The organism is Rhodoferax sp., from assembly GCF_025354435.1.
Taxonomy (GTDB): Bacteria; Pseudomonadota; Gammaproteobacteria; order Burkholderiales; family Burkholderiaceae_C; genus Rhodoferax_B.
The window spans coordinates 1-19103 of sequence record NZ_JANXMU010000079.1 but is presented as its reverse complement, the minus strand read 5'-3'; the positions used below and the strand labels follow the sequence as shown (position 1 = coordinate 19103).

Below are 19103 nucleotides of genomic sequence, written 5' to 3'. Positions count from 1 at the left end.
AATGGTCATGCCAGGCGATAACGTGTCGATCACTGTCAAGTTGATCAACCCCATCGCCATGGAAGAAGGTCTGCGCTTCGCTATCCGCGAAGGCGGCAAGACCGTCGGCGCCGGTGTGGTTGCCAAGATCATTGCTTAATTTTGTAGGGGCGTAGCTCAATTGGCAGAGCGTCGGTCTCCAAAACCGAAGGTTGATGGTTCGATTCCTTCCGCCCCTGCCACCTGATAAGTTCAAGGTGGCAAATAGTTAGTCCCAACAAGCCCGTCATGACCTGACGGGCTTCTGTGTCTCAAGAGACACCATGTATTTGAAGCAGGAAACCGCCAAAAATGGCCACTTCGCAAGTTGAGACTATCAACACCAACGCAGACAAAGCCAAATTGGGTTTGTCTGCTGTTTTGGTGGTGGGTGCGTTAGCCACCTTCTATCTGTTGAGCAAACAAGGGCAAATCGCCCAATGGGCAGCTTTGATTGTGGGCGTAGTCGCAGCAATCGTGGTGTTTCTGTCCTCCGAACCCGGCAAGCAATTGGTCGCATTTGCTCGCGATGCTTGGCGTGAAGTCAAGAAAGTTGTTTGGCCGACGCGCAAAGAGGCTACGCAGATGACTTTATATGTCTTCGGCTTTGTAGTGCTCATGGCCTTGTTCCTCTGGCTCACTGACAAGACGCTGGAATGGGTTTTTTATGACTTGATTCTGGGCTGGAAAAAGTAATGACTGATGTTGTAGAAATGAGCGCGGCCGAACCGTCTGCGACTCCCGTAAATCCAGACCTGCGTTGGTACATCGTGCATGCTTACTCCGGAATGGAAAAGGCGGTCGAGCGAAATATTACAGAACGCATTCTTCAGTCTGGCATGCAGCAAAAATTTGCCCGCATTCTGGTTCCTACCGAAGAAGTCGTCGAAATCAAAAATGGCCAGCGAAAAACGACCGAGCGCCGTCTTTTCCCGGGTTATGTGTTTGTTGAAATGGTGATGGACGATGAATCTTGGCACTTGGTCAAGCACACCAACAAAGTTACTGGTTTTGTAGGTGGCGCCAAAAACCGCCCCGCTCCGATTTCAGAGGCAGAAGTGCAGAAAATCGTGAGTCAGATGCAAGAAGGCACCGACAAGCCCCGCCACAAAGTGGAATTCTTGGTGGGTGAATTTGTCCGGGTCAAAGAAGGTCCATTTACTGACTTCAATGGCTCTGTAGAAGAAGTGAACTACGAAAAAAGCAAAGTGCGTGTTTCGGTCACTATTTTCGGCCGCGCCACACCTGTGGAGTTGGAATTTAGCCAGATTGAAAAGACCTAATTTCTGTAATTAGTGGATTCTACGTTTTTCGACTCAGCGTGGATGTTGTTAGCGAGTCGCAACCCCGGGGAGCAGATGTCAGCCAGTTTCGGTAGACAGAAGCGTTAAGACCCGCAAGGAGTAAATAATGGCGAAAAAAATCGTCGGTTTTATCAAGCTGCAAGTACCTGCAGGTAAAGCCAACCCATCCCCCCCCATCGGCCCTGCACTGGGTCAACGTGGTTTGAACATTATGGAGTTCTGCAAGGCATTCAATGCGCAGACCCAAGGTGTTGAGCCAGGTCTGCCACTGCCAGTGGTGATCACTGCATTTGCAGATAAAAGTTTCACTTTCATTATCAAGACTGCGCCAGCGACTGTTTTGATCAAGAAAGCTATCAAGCTCGACAAGGGTTCTTCCACGCCGCACAGCGCGAAAGTGGGCAAGATTACCCGTGCCCAACTCGAAGAAATTGCAAAAACCAAAATGAAAGACATGACGGCCGCTGATCTGGATGCTGCCGTTCGTACTATCGCTGGTACCGCCCGGTCTATGGGTGTGAATGTGGAGGGCGTGTAAATGTCCAAGCTGACCAAAAAACAAAAAGCCTCTGCTGGCAAGATCGACAGCAACAAGCTGTATCCATTGGCGGATGCCTTGGTAATCATCAAAGAGTGCGCCACCGCCAAGTTCGATGAGTCCATCGATGTGGCTGTGCAACTCGGCATTGATGCCAAGAAGTCTGACCAAGTTGTGCGTGGCGCTGTTGTGTTGCCTAACGGCACAGGCAAGACCAAACGTGTCGCGGTGTTCGCCCAAGGTGCCAAAGCTGAAGAAGCCAAGGCGGCTGGTGCCGATATCGTCGGCATGGACGACCTGGCCGCAATGATCAAAGCGGGCGATATGCCTTTTGACATCGTGATCGCTGCTCCTGACGCTATGCGCGTTGTGGGTACGTTGGGTCAGATTCTGGGCCCACGTGGCCTGATGCCTAACCCTAAGGTTGGTACGGTTACGCCCGATGTCGCTACGGCAGTCAAAAACGCCAAAGCAGGTCAGGTCCAGTTCCGTGTCGACAAAGCCGGTATTGTGCACAGCACCATTGGCCGTCGCTCGTTTGACTCCGACAAGCTGCAAGGCAACTTGGCTGCGTTGATCGATGCCTTGACCAAAGCCAAGCCTGCGTCCAGCAAGGGCCTGTATTTACGTAAAGTAGCGGTTTCGAGCACGATGGGTGTAGGCGTTCGCGTCGACACACAAACCATCGCAGCGTAATCGCAAAATTTGAAGCCTCTGAAAAGAGGCTTCAACGTGGTGGGTCGCTGGAGTCTCAAAGCTTTAGCGAGCCATCCAAGACCGTTGGTGTACAGCTTGCCTGTACTTAATCAGTGAAAACCAACGCAGATGGCGATCCCGCTGCAGATGGAATAAGTTTCCCGAAACAGTTGGTCGCTGCAAAGTGGCGTGTTAAATGGCGATCAGCCGGACAGCACATTTTAAGGAGTAGACCTTGAGTCTTAATCGCAGTGAGAAAGAAGCGGTCATTACCGATGTGACCAGCCTCGCCGCTAAAGCTCAAACGCTCGTGATGGCGGAATACCGTGGTATCACGGTCGCTGACATGACCAAATTGCGCTCAGCAGCGCGTAGCAATGGCGTGACCTTAAGCGTGTTGAAAAACACCTTGGCCCGCCGTGCTGTCGCAGGCAGTGCTTTTGAAATCGTGTCCGACCAGATGACCGGTCCGCTGATCTATGGCTTTTCTGTGGATGCCGTAGCTGCTGCCAAAGTAGTAGCTGAATTCTCGAAGACCAACGACAAGTTGGTGATTCGTGGTGGAGCATTCGGTGGAAAAGTTCTGGACGTGAACGGCGTTAAGCAACTGGCAAGCATTCCTTCCAAGGAAGTGTTGTTGGCACAGTTGTTGGGCTTGATGCAGTCCCCTATTTCGCGTACGGCACGTGTGCTGGCCGCATTGGCGACACAAAAAGGCGCGGGTTCTACCGAACCAGCAGTCGAAGCGGCCCCAGAAGCGGCTGCCGAGATTGCTCCGGCGTAACCCACAAGTTACGGTCGGCATTGACAAAAACTTTGTTGGACAGTCGCTTGCATATGCACAGCCTGTCCCCAACTGAAAAAACTGGAAATCAAAATGGCATTCGATAAAGACGCATTTTTGACCGCGCTTGACAGCATGACGGTCCTGGAACTCAACGATCTGGTGAAAGCCATCGAAGAGAAGTTTGGCGTAAGCGCCGCCGCTATGGCTGGCCCTGCCGCTGCTGCTGGCCCTGCTGCCGCTGCTGAAGAAAAGACCGAATTCAACGTCGTTCTGCTCGAAGCTGGCGCTCAAAAGGTGTCGGTCATTAAGGCTGTTCGCGAAATCACCGGCCTAGGCTTGAAAGAAGCTAAGGACTTGGTCGATGGCGCACCTAAGGCAGTTAAAGAAGGTATCTCCAAGGCTGACGCTGATGCGGCCATGAAGAAGCTGGTGGATGCTGGCGCTAAAGTCGAACTGAAGTAATTCACTCGCAATCGAGGGCTGGGTGCTCCCAAAGGAGCTCCCAGCCTTTCGTGCTTGTTGAAGGTGAAATAATTTTCATGCTCCGAGGCTCAGGCCATTTGGATATGAAAGTTAGAACACACTGAAAAGCTGGTAGCAACACCTACTTTTCAGTGTCTTCTGGCCCCGACTGCAGAAGATGCCTTGGTTCGGATTGCGTGCAATGCGCAATCGTCCGCCATGGTTGGTAGTGGCCAACCGCCAAGTTCGTTGCGCATGATGTGCAACACGACAGTTGACAGGCCCCCCAGGACTCCCAAGTCCTTGCCCCCGGAGATCTCATGGCTTATACGTACACCGAACGCAAACGCATTCGTAAAAATTTTGGCAGCCGCGACAGCGTGCTCGAAGTCCCCTACCTGTTGCAAATGCAAAAAGATGCTTACACAGCCTTTTTGCAAGCAGATTTAGCGCCTCAAAAACGCACCGTGGAAGGTCTGCAAGCTGCATTTGATGCCGCCTTCCCGATCGTTTCGCACAATGGTTTTGTCGAGATGAAGTATGTGGAGTACAACCTTGCCAAGCCTGCTTTTGATGTTCGCGAATGCCAGACTCGGGGCCTGACATTCGCCTCCGCTGTGCGAGCCAAAGTCCAACTTATCATTTATGACCGTGAGTCTTCGACATCGCAGTCCAAAGTGGTCAAGGAAGTGAAAGAGCAAGAAGTTTATATGGGCGAAGTGCCGCTCATGACGGAAAAAGGCTCGTTCATCATCAATGGTACCGAGCGCGTGATCGTTTCGCAGCTGCACCGCTCTCCTGGCGTGTTTTTCGAACACGACAAGGGTAAAACCCATAGCTCCGGCAAGTTGCTGTTTTCTGCACGCGTCATTCCCTACCGTGGTTCATGGCTCGATTTCGAGTTTGACCCCAAAGACGTGCTGTATTTCCGGGTGGACCGTCGGCGCAAGATGCCCGTCACCATCTTACTCAAAGCCATTGGCCTGACTCCAGAATCCATCTTGGCGAACTTTTTCGTCAACGACAATTTCCGCCTGATGGACAGTGGCGCACAAATGGAATTTGTGGCCGAACGCCTGCGCGGCGAAGTTGCCCGTTTCGACATTACAGACAAAACCGGAAAAGTTGCAGTTGCCAAAGACAAGCGCATTACTGCCCGCCATACCCGTGATTTGGAACAATCCGGGACAACTCACATCAGCGTTCCAGAAGACTTTCTGGTTGGCCGGGTGGTGGCTAAAAATATCGTGGATAGCGACACTGGCGAAATTATTGCCAAAGCCAACGAAGAGTTGACGGAACTGCTGCTCAAGAAATTGCGCACAGCAGGCGTGCAGGACTTGCAATGCATTTACACCAACGAGTTGGACCAAGGTGCGTATATTTCGCAAACGTTGCGTAGCGATGAAACCGTAGATGAATTTGCCGCCCGCGTCGCCATTTACCGCATGATGCGCCCTGGCGAACCGCCAACAGAAGACGCTGTACAAGCTCTTTTCCAACGCCTGTTCTACAACCCGGATACGTACGACCTGTCGCGCGTGGGCCGCATGAAGTTCAACGCGAAGATGGGCCGTGACGAATCCACGGGCCCAATGGTACTGACCAACGAAGACATTTTGTCCGTGGTCAAGATCCTGGTCGATCTGCGCAATGGCCGTGGTGAAGTCGATGACATCGACCATCTGGGTAATCGCCGCGTCCGTTGCGTTGGCGAACTGGCTGAGAACCAATACCGTGCCGGTTTGGCGCGGATTGAAAAGGCGGTCAAAGAACGTTTGGGCCAAGCCGAGCAAGAGCCGCTCATGCCGCATGACCTGATCAACAGCAAGCCGATCTCCGCAGCACTCAAAGAGTTCTTCGGTGCATCCCAGCTGTCGCAGTTCATGGACCAGACCAATCCGCTGGCTGAAATCACCCACAAGCGCCGGGTATCCGCCCTTGGCCCAGGCGGTTTGACCCGCGAACGTGCCGGCTTTGAAGTGCGCGATGTGCACGTCACCCATTACGGTCGTGTGTGCCCGATCGAGACACCAGAAGGTCCTAACATTGGACTGATCAATTCCTTGGCCTTATATGCCCGCTTGAACGAATACGGTTTTATCGAAACACCGTACCGTCGGGTGATTGACAGTAAAGTCACCAAAGAGATTGACTACCTGTCGGCTATCGAAGAAGGTAAATACGTGATTGCCCAGGCCAATGCGGCCCTGGACAAGGAAGGCAAACTCTCTGGCGATTTGGTGTCAGCCCGTGAAAAAGGCGAATCCATCTTGGTTGGTGCAGAGCGTGTCCAGTACATGGATGTTTCTCCCGCGCAGATCGTTTCTGTGGCCGCCTCACTCGTACCCTTCTTGGAACACGATGATGCAAACCGCGCCTTGATGGGCGCCAATATGTCACGCCAGGCCGTGCCTGTACTGCGTCCAGAGAAGCCACTGGTTGGTACCGGTATCGAGCGTGTGGCCGCAGTGGACTCTGGCACCGTGGTTACCGCCACCCGTGGCGGCTTGGTGGACTATGTCGATGCGACCCGTATCGTGATCCGGGTCAACGATGCCGAAGCGGCAGCCGGTGAAGTGGGTGTGGACATCTACAACCTGATCAAGTACCAGCGCTCCAACCAAAACACCAATATCCACCAACGTCCTATCGTCAAAAAAGGCGATCGTTTGGCCAAGGGTGATGTGATTGCCGATGGTGCGTCCACCGACTTCGGTGAAATCGCGATCGGGCAGAACATGCTCATCGCCTTCATGCCTTGGAATGGCTACAACTTCGAAGATTCGATTTTGATCTCCGAACGCGTAGTGGCGGATGACCGCTACACCTCGATCCACATCGAGGAACTGGTGGTGATGGCCCGTGACACGAAGCTGGGTGCCGAAGAAATTACCCGCGATATTCCGAATCTGAGCGAACAGCAACTGAACCGCCTCGACGAGTCGGGCATCATCTACGTGGGTGCAGAAGTTCAACCTGGCGATACGCTGGTTGGTAAGGTCACACCCAAGGGTGAAACCACGTTGACGCCAGAAGAAAAACTGCTGCGCGCCATCTTTGGAGAAAAAGCCAGCGATGTGAAAGATACGTCGCTGCGTGTGGACCAGGGCTCGCAAGGTACCGTGATCGACGTTCAGGTGTTTACACGCGAAGGTATCGTGCGTGACAAGCGTGCTCAGCAGATCATTGACGATGAGCTCAAACGCTTTCGCCTTGACCTGAATGACCAGTTGCGGATTGTGGAAGCCGATGCGTTTGATCGTATCGAAAAACTGTTGACCGGCAAAGTCGCCAATGGTGGCCCTCAAAAGTTGGCCAAGGGCACCAAGCTCGACAAGGCCTACCTGTCGTCGGTGGAGAAATTCCACTGGTTTGACATCCGTCCTGCCGATGATGAAGTTGCCACTCAACTGGAATCCATCAAGAATTCGTTGGAACAAACTCGTCACAGCTTCGACCTAGCTTTTGAAGAAAAGCGCAAGAAGCTGACCCAAGGCGATGAGTTGCCAGCAGGCGTGCTGAAGATGGTCAAGGTGTACTTGGCAGTCAAACGTCGCTTGCAACCTGGCGACAAAATGGCCGGCCGCCATGGTAACAAGGGAGTGGTGTCCAAGATTGTTCCGGTCGAAGACATGCCTTACATGGCTGACGGCACTCCGTGCGACATCTGCCTGAACCCGCTGGGCGTGCCTTCGCGGATGAACGTGGGCCAGGTGCTGGAAGTCCACCTGGGCTGGGCTGCCAAGGGCATTGGCCAGCGCATTGGCGACATGCTGCAAGCCGAGGCCAAAGTGGCCGAAGTCCGCAGCTTCATGGACTCGTTCTATAACGGCTCGGGCCGCAAGGAAGATCTGAGCCAACTCAGCGACGACGAAGTGTTCAACATGGCCGCCAATATGGCTCAAGGGGTCACTTTTGCAACGCCAGTGTTTGACGGCGCTTCGGAAGAAGAGATCCGGGGCATGCTCCAACTAGCCTATCCAGAGAACATCGCAAAACACAAGGGATTGAACGCAACGCGTACCCAAGCCAATTTGTTTGATGGCCGTTCAGGTGAGCCATTTGAGCGTCCAACGACGATTGGCTATATGCACTTCTTGAAGTTGCACCATTTGGTGGACGACAAAATGCATGCCCGCTCTACCGGCCCTTACAGCTTGGTGACCCAACAGCCACTGGGCGGTAAAGCACAGTTCGGTGGACAGCGTTTCGGTGAAATGGAAGTGTGGGCGCTCGAAGCTTATGGCGCCTCGTACACGCTGCAAGAAATGCTGACCGTCAAATCAGATGACGTGGTAGGACGTACCAAGGTGTACGAAAGCATTGTCAAGGGCGAGCATGCCATCGAAGCGGGCATGCCCGAATCGTTCAACGTGCTGGTCAAGGAAATCCGTTCCTTGGGCTTGGACATCGAGCTCGAGCGTAGCTAATTGCGGACAAGAAAAGGATTTAACACATGAAATCATTACTCGACCTGTTCAAGCAGTTCACGCCCGATTCGCATTTCGATGCGATTCGGATCGGCATGGCCTCCCCCGAAAAAATTCGGTCGTGGTCTTTCGGCGAAGTGAAAAAACCAGAAACCATCAACTACCGCACGTTCAAGCCCGAGCGTGACGGCCTGTTTTGCGCCAAGATTTTTGGCCCCATCAAAGACTACGAATGCCTGTGCGGTAAATACAAGCGCCTGAAGCACCGCGGTGTCATCTGCGAAAAGTGCGGCGTTGAAGTCACGCAGACCAAAGTGCGTCGCGAACGCATGGGCCACATCGATCTGGCCGCACCTTGCGCCCACATCTGGTTCCTGAAGTCGCTGCCATCGCGTCTGGGCCTAGTGCTCGATATGACGCTGCGCGACATCGAACGCGTGCTGTACTTTGAAGCCTATGTGGTCACCGACCCTGGCATGACCCCGTTGAAGAAATTCGCGATCATGTCAGAAGACGACTTTGATGCCAAGACCAAAGAGTACGGTGACGAATTCGTGGCCAAAATGGGCGCAGAAGGTATCAAAGACCTGCTCGAAGCTATTGAAATCGATGCGTCGATTGAACGCCTCCGCGGCGATTTGACCGGTTCCGAGGTCAAGATCAAGAAAAACTCCAAGCGCTTGAAGCTCTTGGAAGCATTCAAGAAGTCGGGGATCAAACCCGAATGGATGGTGCTGAACGTACTGCCCGTGTTGCCACCGGACCTGCGTCCGCTGGTGCCGCTGGACGGCGGCCGTTTCGCCACATCGGATTTGAACGACCTGTACCGCCGCGTCATCAACCGCAACAGCCGTCTGCGCCGTTTGCTGGAGTTGAAAGCGCCCGAAATCATTGCCCGCAATGAAAAGCGCATGCTGCAAGAAGCTGTCGATTCGCTGCTGGACAACGGCCGCCGCGGTAAAGCGATGACCGGTGCCAACAAGCGCGCACTCAAGTCTTTGGCCGACATGATTAAGGGCAAGAGCGGTCGTTTCCGCCAGAATTTGCTGGGCAAGCGCGTCGATTACTCTGGCCGTTCGGTCATTGTGGTGGGCCCTACCCTCAAGCTGCACCAGTGCGGCCTGCCCAAACTGATGGCTTTGGAACTGTTCAAGCCCTTCATCTTCTCGCGCCTAGAAGCCATGGGCATCGCCACCACCATCAAGGCGGCGAAAAAAGAAGTTGAATCCGGCACGCCCGTCGTGTGGGACATCCTGGAAGAGGTGATCAAAGAGCACCCCGTGATGCTGAACCGTGCGCCTACGCTGCACCGTTTGGGCATCCAGGCGTTTGAGCCCATCCTGATTGAAGGCAAGGCGATCCAACTGCATCCGCTCGTCTGCTCGGCCTTCAATGCCGACTTTGACGGTGACCAAATGGCGGTCCACGTACCGCTGTCGGTCGAAGCGCAAATGGAAGCCCGCACCTTGATGCTGGCCTCGAACAATATCTTGTTCCCTGCGAACGGCGAACCCTCGATCGTGCCGTCGCAAGACGTGGTGCTGGGTCTGTACTACACGACCCGCGACCGTATCAACGGCAAGGGCGAAGGTCTAATTTTTGCCGACACCGGCGAAGTACAGCGCGCATTTGACGCGGGTGAGGTCGAGTTGACCGCCCGCATCAATGTCCGTTTGACCGAATACACCAAAGACAAAGAAACCGGCGAATTCGTACCCTCGACCAAGCTGTGGGAAACCACCGCAGGCCGTGCGCTGTTGTCGGAAATCTTGCCTAAGGGCCTGCCTTTCTCCAACATCAACAAAGCGTTGAAGAAGAAAGAAATTTCCAAGCTGATCAACGTCTCGTTCCGCAAGTGCGGTTTGAAAGAGACGGTGGTGTTTGCCGACAAGCTGTTGCAAAACGGTTTCCGTTTGGCGACCAAAGCCGGTATTTCGATCTGCATCGACGACATGCTGGTGCCGCAAGAAAAGCACGGCATCATTGCCCGCGCTGAAAAGGAAGTCAAAGAAATCGGCAACCAGTACGTTTCCGGTCTGGTGACCTCTGGCGAGCGTTACAACAAGGTGGTGGACATCTGGGGTAAGGCCGGTGACGAAGTCTCCAAGGTGATGATGGCCCAACTCTCCAAAGAGAAGACTATTGATCGCCATGGCAAGGAAGTCGAGCAAGAGTCGTTCAACTCCATCTACATGATGGCCGACTCCGGTGCTCGCGGTTCTGCAGCGCAGATTCGCCAGGTAGCCGGTATGCGGGGTTTGATGGCCAAACCGGACGGCTCGATCATCGAGACACCTATTACCGCCAACTTCCGTGAAGGTCTGAACGTGTTGGAGTACTTCATTTCCACCCACGGGGCCCGTAAGGGCCTCGCGGATACGGCTTTGAAAACGGCTAACTCAGGCTATTTGACCCGCCGTCTGGTGGACGTAACGCAAGATTTGGTTGTGACCGAGCAAGACTGCGGCACAGCCAATGGTTACCTGATGCGCGCCATCGTCGAAGGCGGCGAAGTCATCGAATCGCTGCGCGACCGCATTCTGGGTCGTACCGCCGCCGAAGATGTGCTACACCCCGAAGACCGCTCGGTGCTGGCTACGGCCGGTGCGATGTTGGACGAAGATGTCATCGACATCCTGGAAGTGGCTGGCGTGGACGAAGTCAAGGTGCGTACGGCACTGACCTGTGCCACCCGCTTCGGCATCTGTGCCAAGTGCTATGGCCGCGATCTGGGCCGCGGTGGTTTGATCAACGGTGGCGAGGCTGTTGGTGTGATTGCAGCGCAATCCATTGGCGAACCCGGCACCCAGCTGACCATGCGGACCTTCCACATCGGTGGCGCGGCATCCCGTGCCGCTATCGCCTCCAGCGTGGAAGCCAAATCCAATGGCACGATTGGCTTTAACGCCACGATGCGCTATGTGTCCAACAGCAAGAACGAACTGGTCGTGATTGCCCGCTCGGGTGAAATTGTCATCACCGAGCATGGTCGCGAACGTGAACGCCACAAGGTGCCTTACGGTGCGATCCTGGCGGTTACGGCTGACCAGGTGGTCAAGGCCGGCACGATCTTGGCCAACTGGGATCCGCTGACCCGTCCCATCATTACCGAGTTTGCGGGTATGAGCAAATTCGAAAATGTGGAAGAGGGCCTGACGGTTGCACGCCAGGTGGATGAAGTCACCGGCTTGTCCACCATGGTGGTTATCGATCCGAAGCGCCGTGGTGCCGCCAAGGTGATCCGTCCGCAGGTCAAGCTGATCGACGCGAATGGCAACGAAGTGAAGATCACTGGAACCGACCACTCGGTGACCATTGGCTTCCCTATCGGTGCACTGATCCAGGTGCGCGATGGCCAGGATGTTGGTCGCGGCGAAGTTTTGGCCCGTATCCCGATTGAAGGCCAGAAGACGCGCGACATTACTGGCGGTTTGCCACGTGTGGCCGAGCTGTTTGAAGCCCGTACGCCGAAAGACAAGGGCATGCTGGCCGAAATGACCGGTACCGTGTCGTTCGGCAAGGAAACCAAGGGCAAGGTCCGCCTGCAGATCACCGATCCAGAAGGTACGGTCTGGGACGAGCTGATCCCCAAGGAAAAGAGCATCCTGGTGCACGAAGGCCAGGTGGTCAACAAGGGCGAAAACATTGTGGACGGCCCCGCCGACCCACAAGACATCTTGCGCTTGCTAGGCATGGAAGAGTTGGCCCGTTACATCGTGGACGAAGTCCAGGACGTGTACCGCTTGCAAGGCGTCAAGATCAATGACAAGCACATTGAAGTGATCGTGCGCCAGATGCTGCGCCGGGTGGTTGTCGAGAACGCGGGTGACTCCGGTTACATCAATGGCGAACAGGTCGAACGCAGCGAAATGCTCGACACCAACGACGCCTTGCGTGCCGAAGGCAAGATCCCCGCGGTATTCACCAACTTGCTGCTGGGTATCACCAAGGCATCACTGTCCACCGACAGCTTCATCTCCGCCGCGTCCTTCCAGGAAACCACGCGTGTGTTAACCGAAGCCGCCATCATGGGCAAGCGCGACGAACTGCGTGGTCTGAAGGAAAACGTGATCGTTGGCCGCCTGATCCCCGCAGGTACCGGTATGGCGTACCACCAGGCCCGCCTGGCCAAGGACTTGATGGACGACGCCGAGCGCCGCGCCATCGCCGAGTCTGAAGCTGCGGAACTGGCGGATGCGCAAGAAGCCACTTCCTTGTTGGAAGCCAATGAAGGCTCAGCCCACGAATAACGCAGGCCGCGTGCCCCGCGTAATGTCACACAGGAATCCCTAGTGACACAGGCACCCCAAGTCCATCGCTGGTGGACTTGGGGTGTTTTTTTATGTGCATACCATGGCCCTAAGGCACTATCTACAAGATTACCTGTGATCTCCGAATCCGTTATTTGGTGGAGTTTGTCTGCTCTGTTGCTCTTTTGGTCGGTCGGGGCCTATCGGCGGCTGGGCCGGCTGCGGTCGCAGACTTTGCGCAGTTTTGCGGCCCTGGTCGTGCCCATGCAGCGTTATGCCGATACCGTGCAATCCTGTCCAGTCAACCCATACAACCCTGCCGATCCCAGCCCACAAGTATCTGCACAGGCATGGGCAGGACTACTCGGGGCGCAGGTCCAGTTTTCTGCCTCACTGGCGGTGGCGCGTATCCGGTCTTTAGACCGTGCCGCCATCAACGCCTTGGTCGCTGCCGACACAGTTCTGCAGCGGGCCTGGACACAGGCCGCCTCTGATAGTCTTGATGCCTTCGGCGCGCCTTTACCCGAAACTTTGCGCACCCAATGGAGCGATACCCGCCAGCAGATCCGCCTGGCTACCCAAAGCTTTGCACAAGCCGTCCAAAGCTACAACACAGCCACCACCCAATTTCCTGCGATGCTGCTCGCATGGCTGTTCGGCTTTCACACCGCAACCTCACTCCCTACCGATTCTTGACTATATGACCCGTTCCAACGCTCCAGAGCGCCCCCCACACACTGGGCAGGCTGTACAGATTCCGCTGTGGCGCCAACTGCTGGCCACAGCAGAAGTCTTGCACGCCATCCGCAACGGCACCTCCGCCACGCCGGCTTTGGCCGCGGTAGACGGTTCGCTGCGCCCCGGCGTACAGTCGTTAGTGTTCCATAGCCTGCGCAACCTGGGCCGCGCGGAAGCCTTGCGTGCGCAGCTGGCCAAACGCCCTCCCCCACCTGCAGCCGATGCATTGCTGTGCACCGCGCTGGCCCTGGTCTGGCAAGAGGCCGATGCCCCCTATGAAGTATTTACCCTGGTAGACCAAACCGTCGAAGCCGCCAACCGGGGCCCGGCGAAAGCGCAAGCCAGCTTCATCAATGCCTGCCTGCGTCGGTTTTTGCGGGAACGCGACGCGCTGGTCAGCGTAACCGACCGTGACCCGGTCGCCGTGTGGAACCACCCCCGGTGGTGGATACAGCGGCTGAAAAACGAACAACCACAGCGCTGGAAAGACATCCTGCATGCGAACAACCAACATGCCCCGATGACTTTGCGAATTAATATAAGAAAAACGACTCCAGCGCTTATTCAATCTACATTAGCAGCTATTAATATCGAAGCATTCTTTGTAGGAGACTCGGGCGTGGCCCTGGCCCGAGCCAGGCCCGTCCAAGAAATCCCTGGCTTCGCAGAGGGAGCCGTGTCGGTTCAGGATGCGGCGGCCCAAATGGCGGCACCGCTGTTACTGGCCGGTATGGACACGGCACAACCGATGCGTATCTTGGATGCCTGTGCCGCCCCCGGAGGCAAAACAATACACCTGCTTGAACTCGTACAAGCCGAAGTGACGGCGCTAGATATCGATCCCATCCGCTGCGAACGCGTCCAGCACAATCTGCAGCGCCAGGGCCTGCAAGCCACGGTGCTGGTGGCCGATGCCAACCAGCCCGCTACCTGGTGGGATGGCCGACAATTCGATGCCATCTTGCTCGATGCGCCGTGTACGGCATCAGGCATCGTACGCCGCCACCCCGACGTGCGTTGGTTACGCCGCGAAACAGATATTGCACAACTAGCCCGCCTCCAGGCGAGCCTCTTGCAACAACTCTGGCCTCTGGTCCGTTCCGGCGGACGTTTGCTCTATTGCACCTGCTCGGTATTCCGGGCTGAGGGGCAAGACCAGATCGAAACGTTTCTTGCATACCACACCGATGCCCGTTTGCTACCGTCTCCCGGTCATTTACAGCCCCGTACATGGGATTTGGCGGAAGCTGTCCCGGACAATCGCATCTGTGACAACGATGGATTCTTTTACGCCTTGCTGGAAAAACATGCGACCTAAATGGGTTTGGCTGCGCTTGTGCGTCTATCTTCTGTTGTGCCACCTGCCTTTTGCACGGGCTCAAAGCACCCTGGTGGAAATCAACCAGATGCAGATTGAACGCAATGAATCCGGGGTATTTTTTTCGGCTAATTTGAAGTTCGAACTTCCCAGCCTAGTGGAGGATGCACTGCACAAAGGCATTCCAATGTTCTTTGTGGCAGAGATCGAGGTGCTGCGGGACCGCTGGTATTGGTCTGACAAATCGGTCGCCAGCCAAGCCCGCTACATGCGGCTTGCCTACCAGCCACTGACCCGGCGTTGGCGTTTGAATGTAGGGCCTACCGCTATGGGCAATAGCGGCCTAGGCGTGGTGCTGAACCAGAACTTTGAATCGCTCGCTGATGCTCTGGCCAATATGCAGCGCTTTTCGCGCTGGCGTATCGCGGATACCGCCGACATCGACTTTGACGGCAAAACGCATGCTGAATTCAGCTTCCGTCTCGATGTGTCGCAGCTTCCTCGACCTTTCCAGATCGGTGCCATGGGCCAGTCCGACTGGAGCCTGTCTGGCAGCCGTAACCTGCGCCTTACACCGGACGCGACCAAGTGACCCCATCGTCTGCCGATGCACCGGTATCCACATACCGCACCCTGAGCAATCCACGCGCCTTGCGCTGGGCCTGGGTGGTGGGTGCGGTGGTAGTCATGGCCATGGGTCTGATTCTGCTGCTGCTACTTACCCAGTCCACCAACAACCGGGAAATGTACGAGCGCAACTATGCGCGCCTGTTTGCGGTGAACGTGGTGGTAGCCGGGGTGCTTCTGGCGGTTATCACCTGGATGGCGATTCGGCTTTGGATTCGCCTGCGGCGCGGCAAATTTGGTAGCCGTTTGTTGGTGAAATTGGCCACCATTTTTGCGCTGGTGGGCCTGATGCCGGGTTTGCTTATTTATGTGGTGTCGTACCAATTTGTCTCCCGCTCGATCGAAAGCTGGTTCGATGTCAAAGTGGAAACGGCCCTGGATGCGGGCGTGAACCTGGGGCGTGCCACCCTCGACATCCTGGCCAACGATTTGGCCGATAAAGCCCGTAACGCCAGCGGGCAGCTGTCTGGCGTCCCAGATGCGGCTGCCGGACTCACGCTGGAACACATCCGCGACCAGTTGGATGTGAGCGATGTGATGCTGTGGAGCGCAGGCGGGCAACTGATAGCCAGTGTGGGCCAATCGCGCTTTCTGCTCAACCCCGAACGCCCCAGCCCGCAGCAGCTACGCAACGTACGCGCCCAAAGGGCGGTAGCGGCCATTGAAGGACTGGACGATGTAGCGCCAGCCCTCGGGACAGAACCACCCGCAGCCCACATCAAAGCCCTCGCCCTGGTATCCAGCAAGGGGGTCAGTTTGCTGGCAGAGCCACGGTTTTTACAAATCGTACAAAGCCTTCCTCCGCCCCTTGTAGCCAATGCCATGGCGGTACAAACCGCCAACCGCGAATACCAAGAACGGGCACTTGCCCGTACCGGTCTGAAGCGCATGTATATCGGCACGCTGACTTTGAGCCTGTTTCTGGCGGTGTTTGGTGCCGTGCTGCTGGCAGTACTGCTGGGTAACCAGCTCGCCCGCCCTTTGCTGCTTTTAGCCGAAGGCGTGCGCCAGGTGGCAGCCGGTGATTTGACGCCTAAAGCCGTGTGGCAAGGCCGTGACGAGTTGGGTGGCCTGACCCGCTCATTTGCGGACATGACCCAACAGCTCTCCGATGCCCGCTCGGCCGTCGACCAGAGTATGTCGCAGGTCAGCGCCGCCCGCGCCAACCTGCAGACGATTTTGGACAACCTCACCTCCGGTGTCATCGTGCTGGACGCGGCAGGCACCATCCAATCCAGCAATCCTGGTGCCACCCGCATATTGCGGGTGCCCCTGGCAGCCTTGGAAGGCCAGCCGCTGGCGCACGTTGAAGGCATGGCCGATTTTGCCCAGGGCGTGCACGCGCAGTTTTCAGCGTTTTTAAGTGAGCAGATCCACCATGGACTCGACCATTGGCAACAATCCTTTGAACTCAACGCTACGCAATCGCCATTTTCACAAGATGCTATTACTTTAGTAGCTAGAGGCGCAGAACTACCAGGCAGCAATCGGTTATTAGTCTTTGATGATATTTCTGAAATCGTGTCTGCCCAGCGGGCTCAGGCCTGGGGCGAAGTGGCGCGCCGCCTGGCCCATGAAATCAAGAATCCACTGACCCCCATTCAACTGTCCGCCGAGCGTCTGGAGATGAAGCTTTTGAGCAAGGTTGGTGAGCCCGAGCAAGTACTGCTTAAAAAATCGGTCAAAACCATCGTGGACCAGGTTGATGCCTTGAAGCGCTTGGTCAACGAGTTCCGCGACTATGCCCGCCTTCCGGCCGCCGACCTAAAACCACTGGACCTGAATCTATTGGTGCAAGACGTGCTGCAGCTTTATGAGCACGACACAGCAACCGTCGATGTCGTCGCGCAGCTCGAAGGTGGATGCCCGATGATTCTGGGCGATGCAGAGCAACTACGCCAAGTCATCCATAACCTGCTGCAAAACGCGCAGGATGCCACAGAAGCAGCGCGCAAGCCTGGGGTACCCCCTAGCGTCATCCTGCGCACACAGTGGGCCGCAGCGACCCAACGGGTCCGCCTGGTAGTTTTAGACCAAGGCACGGGCTTCCCAGAACACATACTCAAACGCGCCTTTGAGCCCTATGTGACCACTAAGAGTCGTGGCACGGGGTTGGGGCTGGCCGTCGTCAAAAAAATAGCCGATGAACATGGTGCACGCATCGACTTATCTAACCGCATCGTAAGTGGTGTGGTGGAAGGGGCGCAAGTATCGTTATCATTCGCCATCCACCTTAAAGTGGCAACTTAACAACAGCCCTACCGCTGTATTTTCACCCGGGGACGCGCGCTTCAATCATGGCAAACATTCTGGTAGTTGACGATGAACTGGGTATCCGCGACCTGCTTTCTGAAATTTTGAACGACGAGGGGCACAACGTCGAACTTGCAGAAAACGCGGCGGAGGCCCGTATCGCACGGCAGCAATCACGTCCGGACTTGGTATTGCTAGATATTTGGATGCCCGACACCGACGGAGTTTCGCTTCTCAAAGAGTGGGCCGCCACCGGCGCACTCACCATGCCAGTCATTATGATGAGTGGCCACGCCACCATCGACACTGCCGTAGAAGCCACCCGTATAGGAGCCTACTCATTTTTGGAAAAACCGATCACTCTGCAAAAGCTGCTCAAAGCAGTGGAGCAGGCACTGACACGCAATGTGACGCGCAAAGCGGTTCCTGTACCGACCTTGCCAATCCATACAGACAGCCGTGTCGTCTCTATGAAACTAGCGAGTAGCATTCCTGGAGTTCTATCTACTACTAACCACCTAGGCCCGCAGTCTCAACAAACATTTGATTTGGACAAACCGCTAAGAGAAGCACGCGATGGTTTTGAAAAAGCCTACTTTGAATTTCATCTCGCCCAAGAAAGTGGCTCTATGACGCGTGTTGCAGAACAAACCGGTTTGGAGCGCACTCATCTTTATCGCAAATTAAAACAACTAGGAGTCGATCTTGCCCGTGGAAAACGGGTTTGATTTCGGTATATAATCGAATTCTTGGCCTGGTAGCTCAGTCGGTAGAGCAGAGGATTGAAAATCCTTGTGTCGGTGGTTCGATTCCGCCCCGGGCCACCAAAAAAACTCCCTACTAGTCAACAGGTTAGCAGAGAGTAATCAAAAAAGCAGCCCGTAAAACAGGCTGCTTTTTTGTTTTCTGGCGCAGTTTCTGGCTCCCGTGTCAGAAGTCCACTGCGCCAGGACGGCTATTGATTGCGCGCCACTGCGCCCAAGCCCACCTCGAGGACTTGGACATCCGTGGCAAGCCATCGATGAGATGTTGCAAGAGGCTATCTAAAGCTTCTAAAGAACATCGTGGAACGAAAAGAGCTGACGCGTGACTACACGCAACTCCACTAACTTACGGAGTTGCAAAAATGCACGTTTATCCAGGACTTTGTTAGAGCCGATCCAATCTTGACTGCCAGGGGGTGCGGCAGAATTCTTGGACTGGTTTATGTTGTCAATCCGATGCTCGCTCGGTATTCGATGGGACTGAGCGAGCCAAGGGATATCTTGATGCGCTTTTCGTTGTACCAGCGGATGTAGGCGTCAACGACCTGGATGAACTGCTCGATGGTTGTTGACCGCCAGTCCCGAGGGTAGAACAGCTCCGTTTTGAGTCGCACGAAGAAGCCCTCGCAGGCTGCGTTATCTGGTGAGCACCCTTTACGCGACATTGAGCGAATCAATTTTGCATCGCGCATCCGGGTGAGCCACCCTGGCCAGCGATAGTGGGCCCCTCGATCAGAGTGCACGATAGGCCGGTCAAGGGTAAGCGCGCGGCGAACTGAACCGCCCCGTGTTTTGAGGAGGCTCAAATCTCTGAGAGGATTGAGCCATGAAGTCGAACAAGTTTTCCCCTGAGGTGCGTAAGCGCGCAGTGCGCATGGTGCAGGAGCACCGAGGCGAGTACCCGTCACTGTGGGC

At 55.4% G+C, this 19103-nt stretch carries 13 protein-coding genes, 2 tRNA genes and 2 pseudogenes; 16 read left to right on the top strand and 1 reads right to left on the bottom strand.

What is annotated here, in order from left to right; translation table 11 throughout:
* From Q0T48_RS19965 to Q0T48_RS19890, 16 genes and pseudogenes are all read left to right on the top strand, one after another.
* Positions 1 to 139, top strand: a pseudogene (locus Q0T48_RS19965) (elongation factor Tu); the annotation flags it as partial.
* Positions 140 to 145: 6 nt separating this feature from the next.
* Positions 146 to 221, top strand: a tRNA-Trp gene (locus Q0T48_RS19960).
* Positions 222 to 330: 109 nt separating this feature from the next.
* On the top strand, positions 331 to 714 hold the full coding sequence (secE, locus tag Q0T48_RS19955; RefSeq protein WP_295960176.1) for a preprotein translocase subunit SecE: 384 nt from the start codon (positions 331 to 333) through the stop codon (positions 712 to 714).
* Complete coding sequence (gene nusG, locus Q0T48_RS19950) at positions 714 to 1301, top strand: transcription termination/antitermination protein NusG (RefSeq protein ID WP_295960174.1); 588 nt, start codon at positions 714 to 716, stop codon at positions 1299 to 1301. The genes secE and nusG overlap by 1 nt, the downstream gene beginning before the upstream one ends.
* 127 nt (positions 1302 to 1428) lie before the next feature.
* A complete protein-coding gene (gene rplK / locus Q0T48_RS19945) occupies positions 1429 to 1860 on the top strand; it encodes a 50S ribosomal protein L11 (protein WP_295960173.1) in 432 nt (143 codons plus the stop codon).
* Positions 1861 to 2556: a 50S ribosomal protein L1 gene (gene rplA / locus Q0T48_RS19940; protein WP_295960170.1), complete on the top strand. Its 696-nt coding sequence runs from the start codon at positions 1861 to 1863 to the stop codon at positions 2554 to 2556.
* Between the two features lie 235 nt (positions 2557 to 2791).
* Positions 2792 to 3340, top strand: coding sequence for a 50S ribosomal protein L10 (gene rplJ / locus Q0T48_RS19935; protein ID WP_295960167.1), 549 nt, complete (start codon positions 2792 to 2794; stop codon positions 3338 to 3340).
* 93 nt (positions 3341 to 3433) lie between these two features.
* Positions 3434 to 3805 (top strand): 50S ribosomal protein L7/L12, encoded by a 372-nt coding sequence (rplL, locus tag Q0T48_RS19930; RefSeq protein ID WP_295960165.1) that lies wholly within the window; start codon positions 3434 to 3436, stop codon positions 3803 to 3805.
* Positions 3806 to 4125: 320 nt separating this feature from the next.
* Positions 4126 to 8238, top strand: a complete 4113-nt coding sequence (gene rpoB / locus Q0T48_RS19925) for a DNA-directed RNA polymerase subunit beta (RefSeq protein WP_295960162.1) — start codon at positions 4126 to 4128, stop codon at positions 8236 to 8238.
* 26 nt (positions 8239 to 8264) lie between these two features.
* The gene (gene rpoC / locus Q0T48_RS19920; RefSeq protein WP_295960159.1) at positions 8265 to 12488 is read left to right on the top strand and encodes a DNA-directed RNA polymerase subunit beta'; all 4224 of its coding nucleotides are present in this window, start codon (positions 8265 to 8267) and stop codon (positions 12486 to 12488) included.
* A 135-nt stretch (positions 12489 to 12623) separates the two neighbouring features.
* Positions 12624 to 13184, top strand: a complete 561-nt coding sequence (locus Q0T48_RS19915) for a LemA family protein (protein ID WP_295960156.1) — start codon at positions 12624 to 12626, stop codon at positions 13182 to 13184.
* A 4-nt stretch (positions 13185 to 13188) separates the two neighbouring features.
* On the top strand, positions 13189 to 14544 hold the full coding sequence (gene rsmB / locus Q0T48_RS19910) for a 16S rRNA (cytosine(967)-C(5))-methyltransferase RsmB (protein WP_295960151.1): 1356 nt from the start codon (positions 13189 to 13191) through the stop codon (positions 14542 to 14544).
* Positions 14504 to 15136, top strand: coding sequence for a DUF4390 domain-containing protein (locus Q0T48_RS19905; protein ID WP_295960146.1), 633 nt, complete (start codon positions 14504 to 14506; stop codon positions 15134 to 15136). Before rsmB ends, Q0T48_RS19905 begins: the two co-directional genes overlap by 41 nt.
* On the top strand, positions 15133 to 17421 hold the full coding sequence (locus Q0T48_RS19900) for an ATP-binding protein (RefSeq protein ID WP_295960144.1): 2289 nt from the start codon (positions 15133 to 15135) through the stop codon (positions 17419 to 17421). The genes Q0T48_RS19905 and Q0T48_RS19900 overlap by 4 nt, the downstream gene beginning before the upstream one ends.
* A 47-nt stretch (positions 17422 to 17468) precedes the next feature.
* Positions 17469 to 18152, top strand: a complete 684-nt coding sequence (locus Q0T48_RS19895; protein WP_295960141.1) for a response regulator — start codon at positions 17469 to 17471, stop codon at positions 18150 to 18152.
* Between the two features lie 23 nt (positions 18153 to 18175).
* Positions 18176 to 18251: transfer RNA gene (locus Q0T48_RS19890), tRNA-Phe, on the top strand.
* 377 nt (positions 18252 to 18628) lie between these two features.
* On the opposite strand, the pseudogene Q0T48_RS19885 reads toward Q0T48_RS19890, so the two are convergent.
* A pseudogene (locus Q0T48_RS19885) lies at positions 18629 to 18943 on the bottom strand (IS3 family transposase); the annotation flags it as partial.
* Positions 18944 to 19103: the final 160 nt, after the last annotated feature.